Genomic DNA, 18,517 nt, shown 5'->3' on the forward strand with positions numbered 1-18,517 from the left:
GCCGAAGTTTACCCTGTGCAGCCCATGTCGTCAGGCGTTATGCCGCTCCCTGCGCTCGACGGCGGTTCCCCTCAGATGGCCTGGGGTTCTAGCACCAGTTGTTGAAAGCTGGGCGCGTCGTTATGCCAGGCAATCGAAAAGCTCTGATCGGCATCCGCCACCACCACGGTGCCATCCAGTACTTCAACCCGAATCCCATAGTGCCCAACACCGTCGGGGGTATGGTCATCATCGAAGTTGAACGCAAAATTCCAGGGTTCCCTGATCGAGGTGGGTTCGCTGATCATCCCGAGTTGCTTGCGAACACCGTTGGGCAACACGGTAAACAGCTGAATCGTCCAGACATACTGGCTCTGGAACTGAAACGGTATTTTGTGCAGCGATATATCGCCGCGAATGACTTTCCTGCTCATTAACAACCTCCTTGAGTGAACGCTCGAACGCGAGCGCTGGTGCAAGGCTAGTCGTTGAATCACGAGTTAAAACAGGCTCAGACGCTTCGTCAAAATCACCAAGAACCCTCCTACGGAGCGCCTTCTTGAATTCCGTGCCTGTTGAGGTTGTGGATAAAAAAACGGCCCGTGTCCAAAGGAGACGGGCCGTTTTCAGAGGCAGTGACTTGAGCCCAGGCTCAATCCACTCACTGGTTCAGCTTGAAGTCTTTCTCGGCCGCATCGAAACGCTCGACCATCATCTTGCTCGGGCCTTTGCCCATCGCGCTGACCGCCAGAATGGCGATGCTGGCGAAGATGAAGCCCGGGATAATTTCGTACAGACCGAGCAGCTCGAAGTGCTTCCACACGATGACGGTGATGGCGCCCACCACGATACCGGCCAACGCGCCGTTACGGGTCATGCCTTTCCACAGCACAGAGATCAGAACCACGGGGCCGAACGCGGCACCGAAGCCTGCCCAGGCGTAGCTCACCAGGCCCAGAACGCGGTTGTCAGGGTTGGCCGCCAGTAAGATGGCGATCAACGCAACCACCAGCACCATGGCGCGACCGACCCACACCAGTTCTTTTTGCGAAGCGTTTTTACGCAGGAAGGCTTTATAGAAGTCTTCGGTCAGGGCGCTGGAACACACCAGCAACTGGCAGCTCAAGGTGCTCATGACGGCCGCCAGAATGGCCGACAGCAATACACCGGCAATCCATGGGTTGAACAGCAACTTGGCCAGTTCAATGAACACGCGCTCAGGGTTTTCGGTCACGGGACCGGCCACTTCAGGGTGTGCAGAGAAGTAAGCGATACCGAAGAAGCCCACAGCAACCGTACCGGCCAGGCACAGGATCATCCAGGTCATGGAAATGCGACGCGCCTTGGCGATCGATTTCACGGAGTCGGCAGCCATGAAGCGCGCCAGAATGTGCGGCTGGCCGAAGTAACCCAGACCCCAGCCCATCAGCGAGATGATGCCGATGAAGGTTGTGCCTTTGAGCATGTCGAAGTTGCTTGGGTCTTGCGCTTCGATCGCCAGGAAGGTGGTATCCACGCCGCCGGTCGCCAACAGCACAATGATGGGCGTCAGGATCAACGCGAAGATCATCAGGGTGGCCTGAACGGTGTCCGTCCAGCTGACCGCCAGGAAACCGCCGACGAAGGTGTAGGCGATGGTCGCTGCAGCGCCCGCCCACAGTGCGGTTTCGTACGGCATGCCGAAGGTGCTTTCGAACAGGCGGGCACCGGCCACGATGCCGGAAGCACAGTAGATGGTGAAGAACACCAGAATCACGATGGCAGAGATGATCCGCAGCAGCCCGCTCTTGTCTTCAAAACGGCTGGCGAAGTAATCCGGAAGGGTCAGTGCATCGCCGTTGTGCTCGGTCTGTACCCGCAAGCGACCCGCCACAAACAGCCAGTTCAGGTAGGCACCGGTCACCAGACCGATGGCAATCCAGCTTTCCGACAGACCGGAAACATAAATCGCACCCGGCAAACCCATCAACAACCAGCCGCTCATGTCGGAGGCGCCAGCGGACAAAGCCGTCACTACGCTGCCCAAACTACGGCCACCGAGAATGTAATCAGAAAGGTTGTTGGTGGAGCGATAGGCCATGAAGCCAATCAGCACCATTGCCACGATATAGATCACGAACGTGATCAGGGTTGGGTTACTAACACTCATTGAATTAAGCCCTGGCATTGTTTTTATGTTTAGCAGCGGTCTGGTGGGACCTCACAAACGTCCTGTTTGAGACGAAGAACATAGCCGCGCATTTATAACTGACGTTTCCCCAGGAAAATCATCAGCCGATGAACCAAACAGTGAAGCGGTTGCACCTTAGCGGCGAATGCTATGCAACAAAGCAAATCAGGTGCAACCAGTTTTTGTCTGACAAGTTGCACCTTGTCGCCTTTTCATCTCAATTCGGTTTTTTTGCTCCTTTTCGGAGCAAGAACCGCACATAAGCAAAGAAAAAGCACCAACGCTGTGCAAAAAAATCCAGCCAAGGAAAATTCCTGACGAAGTGTCGAACAATCCTCAAAAAAACGGGTTGCACTAGGTTGCACCTCGTTGTGCGCGGAGCTAATCTTGCCGCCAGCTGCTGCCGCGCAAATGCGGCACCCATGAGGATAAAAATATGGCTACCACCACCCTTGGGGTCAAACTTGATGACCCGACCCGCGAGCGCCTCAAGGCCGCCGCGACTTCGATTGATCGCACGCCCCACTGGCTGATCAAGCAGGCAATCTTCAATTACCTGGAAAAACTCGAGGGTGGTGCAACCCTGACCGAGTTGAGCGGTATCCCTGGCGCGGCCAGCGATGACGCCGACGACGTGCAAACCGATCACGCTCACCAGTGCTTCCTGGAGTTCGCAGAAAGCATCCTGCCCCAATCCGTACTGCGCGCCGCGATCACCTCGGCGTATCGTCGTCCGGAACCTGAAGTGGTGCCGATGCTGATCGAGCAGGCCCGTCTGCCTGCGCCGATGTCCGAAGCCACGCAAACCCTGGCGGCCTCGATTGCCGAAAAACTGCGCAATCAGAAGAGCGCCGGTGGCCGTGCAGGCATCGTTCAAGGCCTGCTGCAAGAATTCTCCCTGTCGTCTCAGGAAGGCGTGGCCCTGATGTGCCTGGCCGAAGCGCTGCTGCGCATCCCGGACAAAGGCACCCGCGACGCCCTGATTCGCGACAAGATCAGCACCGGCAACTGGCACCCACACCTGGGCAACAGCCCGTCGTTGTTCGTCAACGCCGCCACCTGGGGCCTGTTGCTGACCGGCAAACTGGTCTCGACCCACAACGAAGCGGGCCTGACCTCCTCCCTGAGCCGCATCATTGGTAAAAGCGGCGAGCCGATGATCCGCAAGGGCGTCGACATGGCCATGCGCCTGATGGGCGAACAGTTTGTAACCGGCGAAACCATCGCTGAAGCCCTGGCCAACGCCACGCGCTTTGAGGCCAAAGGCTTCCGTTATTCCTACGACATGCTGGGTGAAGCAGCACTCACCGAGCTTGACGCGCAAAAATACCTCGCGTCCTACGAGCAGGCGATCCACTCCATCGGCAAAGCGTCGAACGGCCGTGGCATTTATGAAGGCCCTGGCATTTCGATCAAGCTGTCGGCCCTGCACCCGCGTTACAGCCGCGCCCAGTACGAGCGCGTGATGGACGAGCTGTACCCGCGCCTGCTGTCGCTGACCTTGCTGGCCAAGCAATATGACATCGGCCTGAACATCGACGCCGAAGAAGCCGATCGCCTTGAGCTGTCGCTCGATCTGCTGGAGCGTCTGTGCTTCGAACCACAACTGGCGGGCTGGAACGGCATCGGCTTCGTGATTCAGGCTTACCAGAAGCGTTGCCCGTACGTGATCGACTACGTGATCGACCTGGCACGCCGCAGCCGTCATCGCCTGATGATCCGCCTGGTAAAAGGCGCTTACTGGGACAGCGAAATCAAACGCGCCCAAGTTGAAGGCCTGGAAGGCTATCCGGTCTACACACGCAAGGTGTACACCGACGTGTCGTACCTTGCCTGCGCGAAAAAACTACTGGCCGTGCCAGAAGCCATCTACCCGCAATTCGCAACCCACAACGCCCAGACACTGTCGGCCATTTACCACATCGCGGGTCAGAACTATTACCCCGGACAGTACGAGTTCCAGTGCCTGCACGGCATGGGCGAACCGCTGTACGAGCAAGTGGTGGGCAAAGTCTCCGAAGGCAAGCTGAACCGTCCTTGCCGCGTGTACGCACCGGTCGGCACCCACGAAACATTGCTGGCGTATCTGGTGCGTCGTCTGCTGGAAAACGGCGCCAACACCTCGTTCGTGAACCGCATTGCCGACCACAGCATTTCGATTCAGGAGCTGGTGGCCGACCCGATCGCGCAGATCGAGCAAATGGCTGCGCAAGAAGGCGGCTTCGGCTTGCCACACCCGCGCATCCCGTTGCCGCGCGACCTGTATGGCAGCGAACGCGCCAACTCCAGCGGCATCGACATGGCCAACGAACACCGCCTGGCGTCGCTGTCCTGCGCCTTGCTGGCCACTGCCCACAATGACTGGAAAGCCGCGCCGATGCTCGGTTGCGCGTCCAGCACTGAAACCCCGGCCCCTGTGCTCAACCCGTCCGATCTGCGTGACGTGGTTGGCCACGTGCAGGAAGCCACGGTTGAAGACGCCGATAACGCGATTCAGTGCGCCCTGAACGTTGCGCCGATCTGGCAGGCCACCCCGCCCGCCGAACGCGCGGCCATTCTGGAACGTGCTGCTGACTTGATGGAAGCCGAGATCCAGCCACTCATGGGCCTGTTGGCACGTGAGGCGGGCAAGACCTACGCCAACGCCATCGCTGAAGTCCGCGAAGCCGTCGACTTCTTGCGCTACTACGCCGTACAGGCACGCAACGACCTGACCAATGATGCCCACCGCCCACTGGGCCCAGTGGTGTGCATCAGCCCGTGGAACTTCCCGCTGGCCATTTTCAGCGGTCAAGTGGCTGCCGCGCTGGCTGCCGGTAACCCGGTACTCGCCAAACCTGCCGAGCAAACGCCGCTGGTGGCGGCACAAGCGGTGCGCATCCTGCTGGAAGCCGGTATCCCGGAAGGCGTCTTGCAACTGTTGCCGGGCCGTGGCGAAACCGTGGGTGCCCGTCTGGTCGGCGACGATCGCGTCAAAGGCGTGATGTTCACCGGCTCCACCGAAGTCGCCCGTCTCCTGCAACGCAACATCGCGGGCCGTCTGGATGCCCAAGGCCGTCCAATCCCGCTGATCGCTGAAACGGGTGGCCAGAACGCCATGATCGTCGACTCCTCGGCGCTGACCGAACAAGTGGTCATCGACGTGGTGTCCTCGGCCTTCGACAGTGCCGGTCAGCGTTGTTCGGCGCTGCGCGTCCTGTGCTTGCAGGAAGATTCGGCTGATCGCGTCATCGAAATGCTTAAAGGTGCCATGGCCGAATCGCGCATGGGCAACCCTGAGCGTCTGTGCGTGGACATTGGCCCGGTGATCGACGCCGAAGCCAAAGCCGGTATCGAAAAACACATCCAGGGCATGCGCGACAAGGGTCGCAACGTGTACCAGATGGCCATTGCCGACATCGAAGAATGCAAGCGTGGCACCTTCGTCATGCCGACCCTGATTGAACTCGAAAGCTTTGACGAGCTGGAGCGCGAAATCTTCGGCCCGGTGTTGCACGTGGTTCGTTACAAGCGCAAAGACCTCGACAACCTGATCGCGCAAATCAACGCATCGGGCTACGGCCTCACGCTGGGTGTACACACGCGCATCGACGAGACCATCGCCAAAGTGGTCAACAGCGTCAATGCGGGCAACGTCTACGTGAACCGCAACATCGTCGGCGCCGTGGTCGGCGTGCAACCGTTCGGTGGTGAAGGCCTGTCAGGCACTGGCCCGAAAGCCGGTGGCCCGTTGTACCTGTTCCGCCTGCTGTCGACCCGTCCGGCCGATGCCATTGAGCAATCGTTCGCGAAAGTTGACGCCATCAGCGCGCCAGACACCCAGGCTCGCGAAGCCTTGAGCAAACCCCTCAACGCGCTGCAAAGCTGGGCACAAAACAATCAGCAAGCGGCCCTGGCCGAACTGTGCAGCGAGTTCTCCGCTCATTCGCAAAGCGGTATTACCCGCCTGCTGAATGGCCCGACGGGCGAGCGCAACAGCTACGCCATCCTGCCGCGCGAACACGTGCTGTGCCTGGCCGACACTGAAAGCGACCTGCTGACTCAACTGGCTGCCGTTCTGGCCGTGGGCAGCTCGGCGGTCGTGCCGGACAGCGAATTGGCCAAAGCCTTGCTGACCCGCCTGCCCAAAGAAGTACAGGCACGCATCAAACAGGTCGCTGACTGGACCAAGGACGAGGTGATCTTCGACGCCGTGCTGCACCATGGCGACTGCGACCAATTGCGCGATGTGTGCCAGCAAGTGGCCAAACGTGCGGGCGCTATCGTCGGTGTGCAAGGTCTGTCCCAGGGCGAAACCAACATCGCACTGGAACGCCTGGTGATCGAGCGCGCCCTGAGCGTCAACACCGCTGCAGCGGGGGGTAACGCCAGCTTGATGACCATCGGTTGATGCCGTAACCGTAAGCTGAAAAAAAACCGGGCACCTGTGAAGGTGCCCGGTTTTTTTATTGCCTGCGAACAATCAATCAACCTCGCAGGCGCGTTTATTCAATGGGCATATCCATCACAAGTGACGACGTCACGATCAACAACACCCACATAACGCCCCCTCCGACTGCGCACACGCTTTCGCCAAGACTCAGTGCCTGGTTCTGTTTGCCTTGAAGGTCGTTGTGCAGAAAATTGATGGCCTTCTGAGCCCCTGCCAGTCCCCAGCAGCAGAGCGCCAACACCCCTGCGTGAAGCACAAACAGGAAGGGTTCCGGCTCCATCAACAGGGTGGCGTTCGAGACGATCCAAGCGGTAAACAGCACGATGGCGCGGGCGGTCGGAAACCACTCATAGTCGCGACCGGACTCAACGAGTGCGCACTGCACTTTGCTGAAGAGCGAAAAAACATACAACAAACCAATAGCACTTCTGAAGGCAGGCCACACATTATCGCCGGTCGAACGCTTGTACTGCCTCCACTGCAAATAGAACCAAATTATCAAGTACCACCCCATGGTGATGGCGTACATGAAGATGAACTTTTTGATCGAAATGACATGAAACTCGGCGGGCCTAACGCCCGCGAGTGCTGTGTCCTGTGCCATAGGGAAATTCCAGACGAATGAAAGCGGCGACATTGCTCCCTTCCACAGCGCCGAAACATCATCCTGTTCCGAGTTTCATGCAGGACAAATCTCAACCATATGAACGACTCAGTCGTTAATCAAACCCGATCCGGGACTTCAATATTGAAATACCCCAGCACGTTTATGCCCTTGCCATAGGCCTCGCGCATCTGCGCACTTTTTTGCAGCAACTCGGCGCTGGGCTTGGCATGGTGTTTCGGGGGGAGTGATGTCGACCATTCAACAATGGACTTCGGAAACGTCGCCTTGGGCCGCGTTTTTAGCCATTGAGCCAGTCGGCAGGGCAAGGTCCAGCCGCTACACCACTGAACCATCAAAAATCCAAAGCAGTACGCCAGCGCCGAGTGGGTGTCGCGGTATACCCGGCGGCACTGATGGAAGTGGGCAACCGTGCCGGGGGTGCATGCTTCATCCGTCAACAACGTGTCCCGCATCCCCCGCAGCTGCCCTTCTTCCATATAAACCCGCAGTGCTTCCCACTCGCTGATCGCCAGTTTCAGGTTATCCCTGGGAATGCTCATCCATTCCAGAGCGCCACTGGCGCGGTCATGCAATCCGATCATCAACGAAGCAGTCACCTTTATGTGTTCATTGACCGTCCGGCTGAACGTAACCCCGGCAACCACTTCCTCCCACGGCACGATAAACGGCGGCTGGCCATGTTTGGGCGCATACGCCACTTCGCGGCGCTGGCGATTAAAACGCATGCAGGGATGAGTCATATCGCGTTTGACCCACTTATAGAGAAACATCCCGACGGCGATCAACAGGAACCCTGCACCCCCCAGCACATAGGCATTGTTAACGTTATCGATCAGCACACGCCTGAAATCATGCCCTTGGGCGTAAGCGCCCAAAGAAATAATCACATTCAAAATCGTAAAAATTAAAGCCACACTCACTAAGAATCCCGCAGCCAGTCGAAACTCAAACTCGAAATTACGGACTCCAGGTCCCACATCTATAAACACATCACTCGTGTGTCGATTTATCTTCTGAATACTAAAGGGCGTAAACCCCGTTGGAACCGGCTTGGGCGCTAGAAACAACATTTCACAATCAGCGGCTTTAGCATGGTCGCCCGCGCGCGGTGTGTGCTCATACCGATCTTCATTCATTTAAATCACCCTTTTTGATTGCTGCCGCAGGCCCTCACGTCATGACGAGCCGGTACTCCAAACCGGAGGGTTAACCCTGCGACTTGGCTCTCTACCCCATAAACCTCCAGCGCCTTCGCCGCCTGTTTGAACCCTTGTTGTTTAACCTCGGGATGCCCTGTCGCCTTCACCCAACAGGGGACATAGGCCATCCAGGACCAAGGGTATGGGCTTTATCTCGCCCTGCGCTCATGCCGTGAGGTCCTCAACGCAGTGGCTGCGAGCGAGCGCCAGTTCGGCGGCGTGTGTAATGCGCTGGGCAGGCGTGAGCGAGGACGGTCGGGTCAGCAATTCGACGATGTCGGGGTGCTGTGTCACCCCGTCATGCCCTAATAACACTTGCACGTTGGCGTACAGGCAGATGTCGTGTTCGCTGCTGAATCCCAACCCATACGCCTCCTCGGTGATTTGGTGAATCCACGCCCAGCGCGCTGGCGCGTCCTGACCGATCGGCGCATGCGGGAATGCTCCACGCACGTGCTGATGCAGGTTGATCCAGGTAGACCGCAGACGAACCTCATCAAGCAAGGCCACCTGGCGATCACACAGCGCATACGGTTGAGGCCCCAAGGGCTGAGGCAGATCACCGTTGCGCACATGGTGGTGCCACGCCTCGCTGACCACATCCGGCAGCACCACCTGCTCCATCGGGCCGAACATGTGTGGCGTGTGCGCGCTGGCGGCATGGGTGAGCAAGGCGTGCATCACGGCGGGGTCAGCCACCCGCAACCAGACATTCGGCCCTTGCGGGTACTGCGCATTGAGCAGCGCGCGCAAATGACAGATGACCTCATAGGCGCTGGCCTGGCTGAAAATCAGGTAGCCCCACTCTTCAGCAATCTGCGTGAAATAAGGCTGCAAACCCGGCGTTTGCAGGCCGTTGAGCGTTACCAGGCAGGGAGAGACGGCATTGCAGGACGCCAGCGGTGTGTTGGCATACAACAGCTGGAAATCCGGCGCGTCGAACCACTCGTGCAACCGGACGCGCAGGTTGCTCACACTGATACCGTCCAGAAACAAATAGGCATTGCGCTGCCAGGGCAGGTCGCGAGGCAAGGCGTCAGGCGTCAGCATGAGCGCCTCCCACTGCAACGGTTTTTTTCAAGGTTTCGCACTGCGGACACGCCGGTGCCTTGAGGCTCAATGCCTGAATCTGGGTCGCCGGGTCCAGCTCAACACTGCGCAAGACCTCCACCGCACCCGGTGTTAACGGCATCGCCGGCGTGCCCGGTATTGGCACGCCTCCCAGTTGAATGGGCGAACTGCAATAAATCCCCGCCGCACTGATGACGATATGCTGCCCGCCCGCCTTCAGCGTCAGCGCTGCGCCCGCTTCCAGCACCACCATGGCGCCCGCCTTGAGGTGGATTTCCTGCCCGGCTTCGGCCAGCACGCTCTGTCCGGCACGGGTATGGGCGCTGGTTGCAACGTGCAGATGATCGCTGCCCAGGATCTGCACTTTGCGGTCCGCGCTGACGGTGCGCTGTTCTTCGGCCTGGAGCACGCTGATGCTGTTGCCGGTCACGGTTTCGCTGCGCTGACCGTCGACCTGCAAGCGGCTGTCGTGTTTGATGTGTTGCTCAAGGTCACGCTGCGCATGCAGGTAGATCAGCTCCTGGCCTTGGCGGTCTTCGATGCGCAGTTCGTTGTAACCGTTGCCGCCGGGGGTGCTGCGGCTGCGGAACACGCTTTGGCTCTTGTTGGCCGGCAAGTCCAGCGGTAACGGGTTGAGGCTGTTGGCCAGGCACCCCGAAATGATCGGGCAGTCCGGGTCGCCGTTGACGAAGTCCACCAGCACTTCCATGCCGACCCGCGGCACGCTGACGCCGCCATAGCGCGCCCCCGCCCAGCTCGACGAAACCCGTAGCCAGCAACTGCTGCGTTCATCGGTGACGAGGCTGCGGTCCCAATGGAATTTGACCCGCACCCGGCCATACGGGTCGCAATGGATTTCTTCGCCCGCCGGGCCGGTGACGCGGGCGGTCTGGCTGCCGAAAATGCGCGGCTTTTCGTACACCGTCGGGGCCCGAAAGGTGCCGATCTCCGGCGTTCCTTCAAAAGTGTTGCGATAGCCCTGAAACCCTTCGTCGGCGGCGGGCGCCGCTTCTTCCAGCACTTGCGGCTGGTGGCCTTCATGCCGCACGCGGGTCAGCAGCCACTGCGCGTTGTTTGCAGGGGTCGGGTGCTCGCTGAGGGTCAGAAAATGCCCGCTGAGCAAGGCGGGCTGATCGCTCTGGCCGCTGACCACGCAGTGTTGGGCCTGATGGCGCTCCAGCGTGCGCAGGCTATGACGCAGGCCTTCTTGATCGCGGGTGAAGCGGCCGGGGTAGGTGTAGCGTTCCAGCGGGCGCATGCTGGAGGGCGAATGGCTGTCTGCCTCAAGGGTGCGCCCGGCTTTGTCGAAGTCGTAATCGCGGGTAAACGTGCGGTTGGTGCAGGCTTGCAGGCTCATCTGAAAATCATGGACGACAGGGCCTTGGGCAACCAGGCCACTGCCCGGCACGTAAGGTGTGGGCGCTTTGAGCGGGGTAAAGGCCTGTTGTTTATCCCCGAATACCAGCTCATGCCTGTCGGGCGAATGCCTGAAGTAATAGTGAAAACCCTCCTCAAAACACAGCCGCTGGATGAAGTGCAGGTCCGATTCGCCGTATTGCACGCAATAGTCGCGAGGCGGGTACTCCGAGAACCCGGCAAAGCTATAGACGTCACTGAGCAGCCCGTGCTCTTCAAGCACCTGCTGGATGATCTGCTGCACGCTCAGCTGCTGGAAAATCCGGTGGTTGGTGCGATGCGCGAGGTACGCAAGGCTTGGGACCAGGGTCAGGCGGTAATGGGTCAGGCGCTTGCCGGTACTGGCGCGAGTGATGCGCTCAATCTGGCCATGAATGCCGTGACCGGGGCTAAAGGAGAGCCAGGCGGGCTGGTGCAAGAGGGTTTCGAGGTCAAGACTGGCCCGTTCACTGACCAGTTGAATGTCAAAGGAAAACGGCTCGCTGATGGCCTCTTCGCCTTTGAAAGCCAGCACCGAAAAGGGCTGGTCGCTGCCCATGAGGGTCAGCTGGAAGCGGGTTTGGCGGCTAACGGTGGACATCCTTGGTTCCTCAGAAACTGAGGGTGCGCCTCATCATGAAGCCACCCCTCGGCAAAGGAGGTAAACGCTAACGGATACACCGTCATAGCCTTTGTAGGAGGATTCCTAAATTTCTAAAAGAACGGCGCCAATCGCTGCTACAAACCCTCGGCCGCGCTTTCACAAAACCTTTTTGACAGCCCGGCAATCGCGCAGGTTAGAATCGCTGGCACGCAAACTGCTAGATCGGTATGCGCCCTGCCTTTGAGTTTTCTGGAGTACTGCCTTTGAATGCGACGACCATCAACAGCCTGTTCTTGATCGGCGCGTTGCTGGTGGGTGCAAGCATTCTGGTGAGTTCCCTGTCTTCCCGCCTGGGGATCCCGATTCTGGTGATCATTCTGGCCGTGGGCATGGCCGCTGGCGTCGACGGCGGCGGCATCATTTTTGATAACTACCCGACGGCCTACCTGGTGGGCAACCTGGCGCTGGCGGTGATCCTGCTCGATGGCGGCTTGCGAACCCGGGTTTCCAGTTTCCGCGTGGCGCTCTGGCCCGCGTTATCGCTGGCCACGGTCGGGGTGATGATTACCACCGGGCTGACCGGTCTGATGGCCGCCTGGCTGTTCAACCTGAACCTGATTCAAGGCTTGCTGATCGGCGCCATCGTCGGGTCAACCGATGCCGCGGCGGTGTTCTCCCTGCTGGGCGGCAAAGGGCTGAACGAACGGGTGTCGGCCAGCCTGGAGATCGAATCCGGCAGTAACGATCCGATGGCCGTGTTCCTCACCGTGACCCTGATCGACATGCTGGCCAGCGGCGAAACCAGCCTGCATTGGAGCTTGCTGCTCAATTTGCTGCGTGAGTTCGGCATCGGCGGCGCCATTGGCCTGGCGGGCGGCTGGATGATGCTGCAACTGGTCAACCGCATAAATCTGGCCAACGGCCTGTACCCGATTCTGGTCGTGGCGGGCGGCCTGGTGGTGTTTGCCCTCACCAACGCCCTGCACGGCAGCGGCTTCCTCGCGGTGTACCTGTGTGGCCTGGTGATCGGCAACAGCCCGATCCGCAGCCGCCACGGCATTTTGCACATGCTCGACGGCATGGCCTGGCTGGCGCAGATCGGCATGTTCCTGGTGCTGGGCTTGCTGGTCACGCCTCACGACTTACTGCCCATCGCGGTCCCGGCACTGGCCTTGGCGTTGTGGATGATCCTGTTCGCCCGCCCGTTGTCCGTGCTCGTGGGCCTGCTGCCCTTCAAAGCCTTCCACTCCCGTGAAAAAGCCTTTATTTCATGGGTCGGGCTGCGCGGCGCGGTGCCGATCATTCTGGCCGTGTTCCCGCTGATGGCCGGGCTGGCGAATGCGCAGCTGTATTTCAACCTCGCGTTCTTTATCGTGCTGGTTTCCCTGTTAGTGCAAGGCACCAGCCTGCCGTGGGTCGCCAAACTGCTGAAAGTGACCGTACCGCCCGACCTGGCCCCCATCTCCCGCGCAGCCCTTGAGGTTCACGTGACCAGTGAATGGGAGTTATTTGTGTACCGTCTGGATGCACAAAACTGGTGCATCGGTGCCGCCTTGCGAGAACTGAAAATGCCCGAAGGGACGCGTATCGCCGCGCTGTTTCGCGGCCAGCAACTGCTCCACCCGTCGGGCAGTACGACCCTTGAAATTGGCGATTTGCTCTGCGTGATCGGCCACGAACACAACCTGCCGGCCCTCGGCAAACTGTTCAGCCAACCGCCGACCCGTGGTCTGGATCTGCGCTTCTTCGGTGACTTCGTGCTTGAAGGCGACGCCCATCTGGGCGCCGTATCGGCGCTGTACGGCCTCAAGCTCGACGGGATCGACCCCAACTTGCCGCTGAGCAGTTTCATTGCGCAGAAGGTCGGCGGTGCGCCCGTCGTAGGCGACCAGGTGGAATGGAACAACACCATTTGGACCGTGGCCGTGATGGACGGGAACAAGATCGCCAAAGTGGGCGTCAGATTCCCCGAAGGAAGTGCCCCGGGTCCGGGGTTGTTCCTCTAAACTGCCCACTTCTGTCCCTCGTATGACCGGAATCTATGCCCACTCTGCGCACGTTTTTAGCCACCGTCCTGCTCGGCCTGAGCCTTTGTGTGGGTTCGCTGCAAGCGGCTGAACCTCTGACCGCCGAGTCGGTTCAGCAAAGCCTGGATAAAATTGCCGATCGAAAGCTGCCCGACGCCGACCAAAAGGCCCTCCAAGCGGTCCTCGAAAAGACCCTTGCCCAGTTGGCCAACAAGGCGGAATACGAACAGAGCCTGAGTGAGGTCAAGCAACTGCTCGGCACCGCGCAGCAGCAAACCCTCGAAAACCAGCGCGAACTGGCGCGACTCAAAGCCAGTACTGTCGTGCCGGTGGCCCAACGCTATAAAAATCTGAGCGTGCCCGAGCTGGAGCAACTGGTGGCGGATCGCACCACGCAGCAGGGCGAACTGCAAAAAGCCCTGGCCAGCGCCAACAGCATGACCATCGCGGCCCAAACCCGACCTGAGCGGGCGCAGGCCGAAATCAGCACCAGCCAGACGCGCATCCAGCAGATCAACACCACCCTCAAGCTGGGCCGCGATAACGGCAAGTTGCTGACCCAGGATCAGCGCAACCAACTCACCGCCGAGGCGGCTGCCCTCACCTCGCTGATTGCGTTGCGCCGTCAGGAACTGGCGGGCAACAGCCTGCTGCAAGACCTCAGCGGCAGCCAGCATGACCTGCTGCTGGAAAAAACCGCGCGCCAGGACCAAGAGATTCAGGAGCTGCAAACCCTGATCAACCAGAAACGCCTGGCGCAATCGCAACAAACCGTGACCCAGCAATCGCTGGAAGCGCAAAAGTCTGGCAGCAGCAGCCTGCTGGCCACCGAGAGCGCGCTCAACCTCAAGCTTTCCGACTACCTGTTGCGCAGCACCGATCGCTTGAACGAAGTCACGCAGCAGAACCTCGAAACCAAGCAACAACTGGACAACGTCACCCAAAGCGATCAGGCGCTGGATGAGCAAATCAGCGTGCTGAAGGGCAGCCTTCTGCTGTCCAAGATCCTCTACAAACAGAAACAAGCGCTGCCGCGTCTGCAAAAGATGGACAAGAACCTGGCGGACGAAATCGCTGACATCCGCTTGTATCAATTCGAGATCAACCAGCAACGCGAACTGATCAGCAACCCGGTTGCCTACGTGGACAACCTGCTCAGCACGCAACCGGCCGATCAAGTCACCCCGCAACTGCGCAAAACCCTGCTGGAACTGGTGGGCACCCGTGGCGAACTGCTGGAGCGCCTGAACCGCGAACTGAGCGCGCTGCTCAACGAAACCATCACCCTGCAACTGAACCAGAAGCAGTTGCTGAGCACCGCCCAAAGTCTGCGCGCCACGCTCGATGAGCAAATGTTCTGGATCCCGAGCAACAAGCCGCTGGACCTGGAATGGCTCGAAACCGCCCCGCACTACCTCAAACAGCAACTGCTGACCTTGCCCTGGACATCCGGTCTGAGCGAGCTTCGCGATGGCCTGGCCCAGCGCCCGTGGCTGTTTTCGCCACTGGCATTGCTGATCGTGGCCCTGCTATGGAAACGCCGTTACCTGTACGGCAAGTTGAACAACATCCATCAGGACATTGGCCACTTCAAACGTGACAGCCAATGGCACACGCCGATGGCAATCCTGATCAATATCCTGCTGGCCATGCCGATTTCGCTGGCTCTGGCTTTGTGCGGCTATGCGTTGCAAACCGATGCCCGAGGCATGAACGCCAACCTCGGCGCGGCGCTGATCCAGATGGCCCAGGCCTGGCTGGTGTTTTACACCGCCTACCGCATGCTGGCGCCGGGCGGCGTGGCGGAGCTGCATTTCCGCTGGGATAAACCGCTGGTGGCGTTCCTTCAGCGCTGGGTACGCAAGCTGGGCTTTGTGGTACTGGCGCTGGTGGCCGTGGTGGCATTTGCCGAACAGCAACCGGCCGCGCTGGCCGACGACGTGCTGGGCATCGTGATCGTGCTCAGCTGCTACGCCGCCATGGCGTGGCTGCTGTGCCGCCTGCTGCTGCTCAATGATTTCGAAACCGATAAGAAAGCCTACCGCCTGCGCAAATTGCTGGGCTTCGCCTTTGCCCTGCTGCCGCTCGCCCTGTTTGTGGCCGTGTGCTTCGGCTACTACTACACGGCGCTCAAACTCAGCGACCGCCTGATCAACACGCTTTACCTGCTGATGTTCTGGCTGGTGGCAGAAGCCGCCTTTGTGCGCGGGCTCGCCGTGGCGGCCCGCCGTCTGGCCTATCAACGCGCACTGGCCAAGCGCCAGGCCGCCAAGGAAGCCGGCGAAGGCAACGAGATCATCATCGAAGAACCCACGCTGGACATTGAACAGGTCAACCAGCAATCGCTGAGGCTGATCCGTCTGGCGCTGCTTGCCGCATTTGTGGGCGGTTTGTACTGGGTGTGGGCCGACCTGATTTCAGTGTTTTCGTACCTCGACAACATCACCCTCTACGAATACACCAGCGGCACCGGTGCCAACGCCAGCATGGTGCCGATCAGTATTGGCGACATGATTGGCGCACTGGTCATCATCGGCATCAGCATCGCCCTGGCGCGCAACCTGCCGGGGCTGCTGGAAGTGCTGGTGCTGTCGCGCCTCGATCTGGGGCAAGGCAGCGCTTACGCCACAACCACCTTGCTGACCTACGTGATCGTCGGCGTGGGCTTTGTCGCCACCCTGTCGACCCTCGGCGTGAGCTGGGACAAGTTGCAGTGGCTGGTGGCCGCGCTGTCGGTAGGCCTGGGCTTCGGGATGCAGGAGATTTTCGCTAACTTCATCTCCGGCATCATGATCCTCTTCGAGCGCCCGGTACGGATTGGCGACACCATCACCATCGGCAACCTCTCCGGCACCGTGAGCAAAATTCGCATCCGCGCCACGACCATCACCGACTTCGACCGCAAGGACATCATCGTCCCGAACAAAACGTTCATCACCGGTCAATTGATCAACTGGTCGCTGACCGACACCGTCACCCGCGTGACCCTGAAACTGGGTGTCGATTACGGCTCCGACCTGGACCTGGTCAAACAGCTGCTGCTCAAGGCCGCGCAAGAGAACCCGCGGGTGCTCAAAGACCCGGAGCCGCTCGTGTACTTCCTCAACTTCGGCCAAAGCACGCTCGACCACGAACTGCGTATGCACGTGCGCGATCTGGGCGACCGCAACCCGGTGATTGACGAGGTCAACCGCTTCATCAACCGCGAGTTCAAAAACCACAGCATCAACATCTCGTTCCAGCAGATGGAGGTGTACCTCAAGAACTTGCAGGGCCAGGAATACAAACTGGTGCCGATCGGCCCTGAAGTGCCGCCAGCGCCGAACACGCCCGACTCGCCGCCGCGACTGGACAAGCCCGACGCGCCCAAAACCCTGTAAGCGCCCAAAGCTGCGATCGGGCCCGCCGGGATCTCCTTAAAACGGGTGGCCCGGCACCCCGTCGCCGCCCGCTGCAACGACGCCATTCATTTATGTGGGAGACGGCCATTGAAAGCCCTCGACGAACTGACCTTCGACAACCGCTTTGCTCGCCTGGGCGACGGGTTTTCGACCCACGTCCTGCCCGAGCCCATCGACGCGCCACGCGTGGTGGTGGCCAGCCCGTCGGCCATGGCACTGCTTGATCTTGACCCGGCCGTGGCCGACGACCCGGTCTTCGCGCAGCTGTTTGGCGGCCACACCTTGTGGGCCGACGCCGAACCACGCGCGATGGTGTATTCCGGCCATCAATTCGGCTCCTACAACCCGCGCTTGGGCGACGGCCGTGGCTTACTGCTGGGCGAGGTCTACAACGACGCGGGCGAGCATTGGGACGTGCACCTCAAAGGCGCGGGCATGACCCCCTACTCGCGCATGGGTGACGGCCGTGCCGTGCTGCGTTCGTCCATTCGCGAATTCCTCGCCAGCGAAGCGCTGCACGCGCTGGGCATCCCCAGCAGCCGTGCGCTGTGTGTGATCGGGTCCGACACCCCGGTGTGGCGCGAAAAACAAGAACGCGCAGCGATGGTGCCACGGCTGGCGCCTAGCCATATCCGCTTCGGGCATTTCGAATACTTCTATTACACCCAGCAACCGGAACAGCAAAAACAGCTGGGTGAACACGTCCTGGCCCTGCACTTCCCGGAATGCCTGGAGCAACCGGAGCCCTACCTTGCGATGTTCCGCGAGATCGTGGAGCGCAATGCCGAACTGATCGCCAAGTGGCAGGCCTACGGGTTTTGTCATGGCGTCATGAACACCGACAACATGTCGATCCTGGGCATTACCTTCGACTTCGGGCCGTTCGCCTTCCTCGACGACTTCGACGCCACATTCATCTGCAACCATTCCGACCATGAAGGGCGTTACGCCTTCAGCAACCAAGTGCCCATCGGCCAATGGAACCTCAGCGCGCTGGCTCAAGCGCTGACGCCGTTCATCAACGTCGACGCCCTGCGTGAAACCCTTGGCCTGTTCCTGCCGCTGTATCAAGCCCATTACCTGGACCTGATGCGCCGCCGTCTGGGCCTGACCACGGCTGAAGACGGGGATCAGGCGTTGATCGAGACCCTGCTGCAACGCATGCAAGGCAGCGCCGTCGACTACACCCTGTTCTTGCGCCAACTGGGTGAGCTCCCGGCAGCCCAGGCCGTGGCCCGCCTACGCGATGACTTTGTCGACCTTAAAGGCTTTGATGAATGGGCTGCGCACTACGTGGCACGGGTCGCACGTGAAGGCCACACCGACGAACAGGCGCGTCGCGAACGCATGCACGCCGTCAACCCGCTGTACATCCTGCGCAACTACCTGGCGCAAAAAGCCATCGACGCCGCCGAAGCAGGGGACTACAGCGAAGTACGCCGACTGCACAGCGTCCTGACACACCCCTTCACCGAACAACCGGGCATGCAAGCCTACGCCGAGCGGCCCCCTGAATGGGGCAAGCACCTGGAGATCAGTTGCTCGTCATAAACCCGTTCAATGCGTGACAGGACGTCCCGCTCACTCGCGCCCCTCGCCGGGTCAGTGGCA

The 18,517-nt window shown here is 60.0% G+C and carries 10 protein-coding genes; 4 read left to right on the plus strand and 6 right to left on the minus strand.

Annotated elements, in window-relative coordinates; all coding sequences use genetic code 11:
* Positions 1-71: 71 nt before the first annotated feature.
* Both IF654_RS20955 and putP read right to left on the minus strand, forming a co-directional pair.
* The gene (locus IF654_RS20955; RefSeq protein ID WP_047273046.1) at positions 72-413 is read right to left on the minus strand and encodes a hypothetical protein; all 342 of its coding nucleotides are present in this window, start codon (positions 411-413) and stop codon (positions 72-74) included.
* 227 nt (positions 414-640) lie between these two features.
* The gene (gene putP / locus IF654_RS20960; RefSeq protein WP_047273045.1) at positions 641-2,128 is read right to left on the minus strand and encodes a sodium/proline symporter PutP; all 1,488 of its coding nucleotides are present in this window, start codon (positions 2,126-2,128) and stop codon (positions 641-643) included.
* A 457-nt stretch (positions 2,129-2,585) separates the two neighbouring features.
* Here putP and putA point away from each other — a divergent pair, with 457 nt between their 5' ends.
* Positions 2,586-6,539, plus strand: a complete 3,954-nt coding sequence (gene putA, locus IF654_RS20965; protein ID WP_094987613.1) for a trifunctional transcriptional regulator/proline dehydrogenase/L-glutamate gamma-semialdehyde dehydrogenase — start codon at positions 2,586-2,588, stop codon at positions 6,537-6,539.
* Between the two features lie 94 nt (positions 6,540-6,633).
* Here the strand turns inward: putA and IF654_RS20970 are convergent, their stop codons facing one another.
* The 4 genes from IF654_RS20970 to IF654_RS20985 form a co-directional block, all read right to left on the minus strand.
* Positions 6,634-7,218 carry a hypothetical protein gene (locus IF654_RS20970; RefSeq protein ID WP_139047486.1) on the minus strand — a complete coding sequence of 195 codons (585 nt, stop codon included), beginning with the start codon at positions 7,216-7,218 and terminating at the stop codon, positions 6,634-6,636.
* Between the two features lie 86 nt (positions 7,219-7,304).
* Complete coding sequence (locus IF654_RS23060) at positions 7,305-8,345, minus strand: hypothetical protein (protein WP_052892133.1); 1,041 nt, start codon at positions 8,343-8,345, stop codon at positions 7,305-7,307.
* Between the two features lie 228 nt (positions 8,346-8,573).
* A complete protein-coding gene (locus IF654_RS20980; protein ID WP_194862094.1) occupies positions 8,574-9,458 on the minus strand; it encodes a DUF4123 domain-containing protein in 885 nt (294 codons plus the stop codon).
* Positions 9,445-11,475: a type VI secretion system Vgr family protein gene (locus IF654_RS20985; RefSeq protein WP_194862093.1), complete on the minus strand. Its 2,031-nt coding sequence runs from the start codon at positions 11,473-11,475 to the stop codon at positions 9,445-9,447. Before IF654_RS20985 ends, IF654_RS20980 begins: the two co-directional genes overlap by 14 nt.
* Before the next feature lie 266 nt (positions 11,476-11,741).
* Between IF654_RS20985 and IF654_RS20990 the strand changes: the two genes are divergently transcribed.
* The 3 genes from IF654_RS20990 to selO all read left to right on the plus strand — a co-directional run bounded on the left by IF654_RS20990 (position 11,742) and on the right by selO (position 18,457).
* Positions 11,742-13,484: a potassium/proton antiporter gene (locus IF654_RS20990; protein ID WP_047273041.1), complete on the plus strand. Its 1,743-nt coding sequence runs from the start codon at positions 11,742-11,744 to the stop codon at positions 13,482-13,484.
* 35 nt (positions 13,485-13,519) lie between these two features.
* A complete protein-coding gene (gene mscK, locus IF654_RS20995; protein WP_047281966.1) occupies positions 13,520-16,885 on the plus strand; it encodes a mechanosensitive channel MscK in 3,366 nt (1,121 codons plus the stop codon).
* Positions 16,886-16,993: 108 nt separating this feature from the next.
* Positions 16,994-18,457, plus strand: coding sequence for a protein adenylyltransferase SelO (gene selO, locus IF654_RS21000; protein WP_047274988.1), 1,464 nt, complete (start codon positions 16,994-16,996; stop codon positions 18,455-18,457).
* Positions 18,458-18,517 lie beyond the last annotated feature (60 nt).

The sequence above is a fragment of the Pseudomonas lundensis genome, from assembly GCF_015377145.2.
GTDB classification, from domain to species: domain Bacteria; phylum Pseudomonadota; class Gammaproteobacteria; order Pseudomonadales; family Pseudomonadaceae; genus Aquipseudomonas; species Aquipseudomonas lundensis.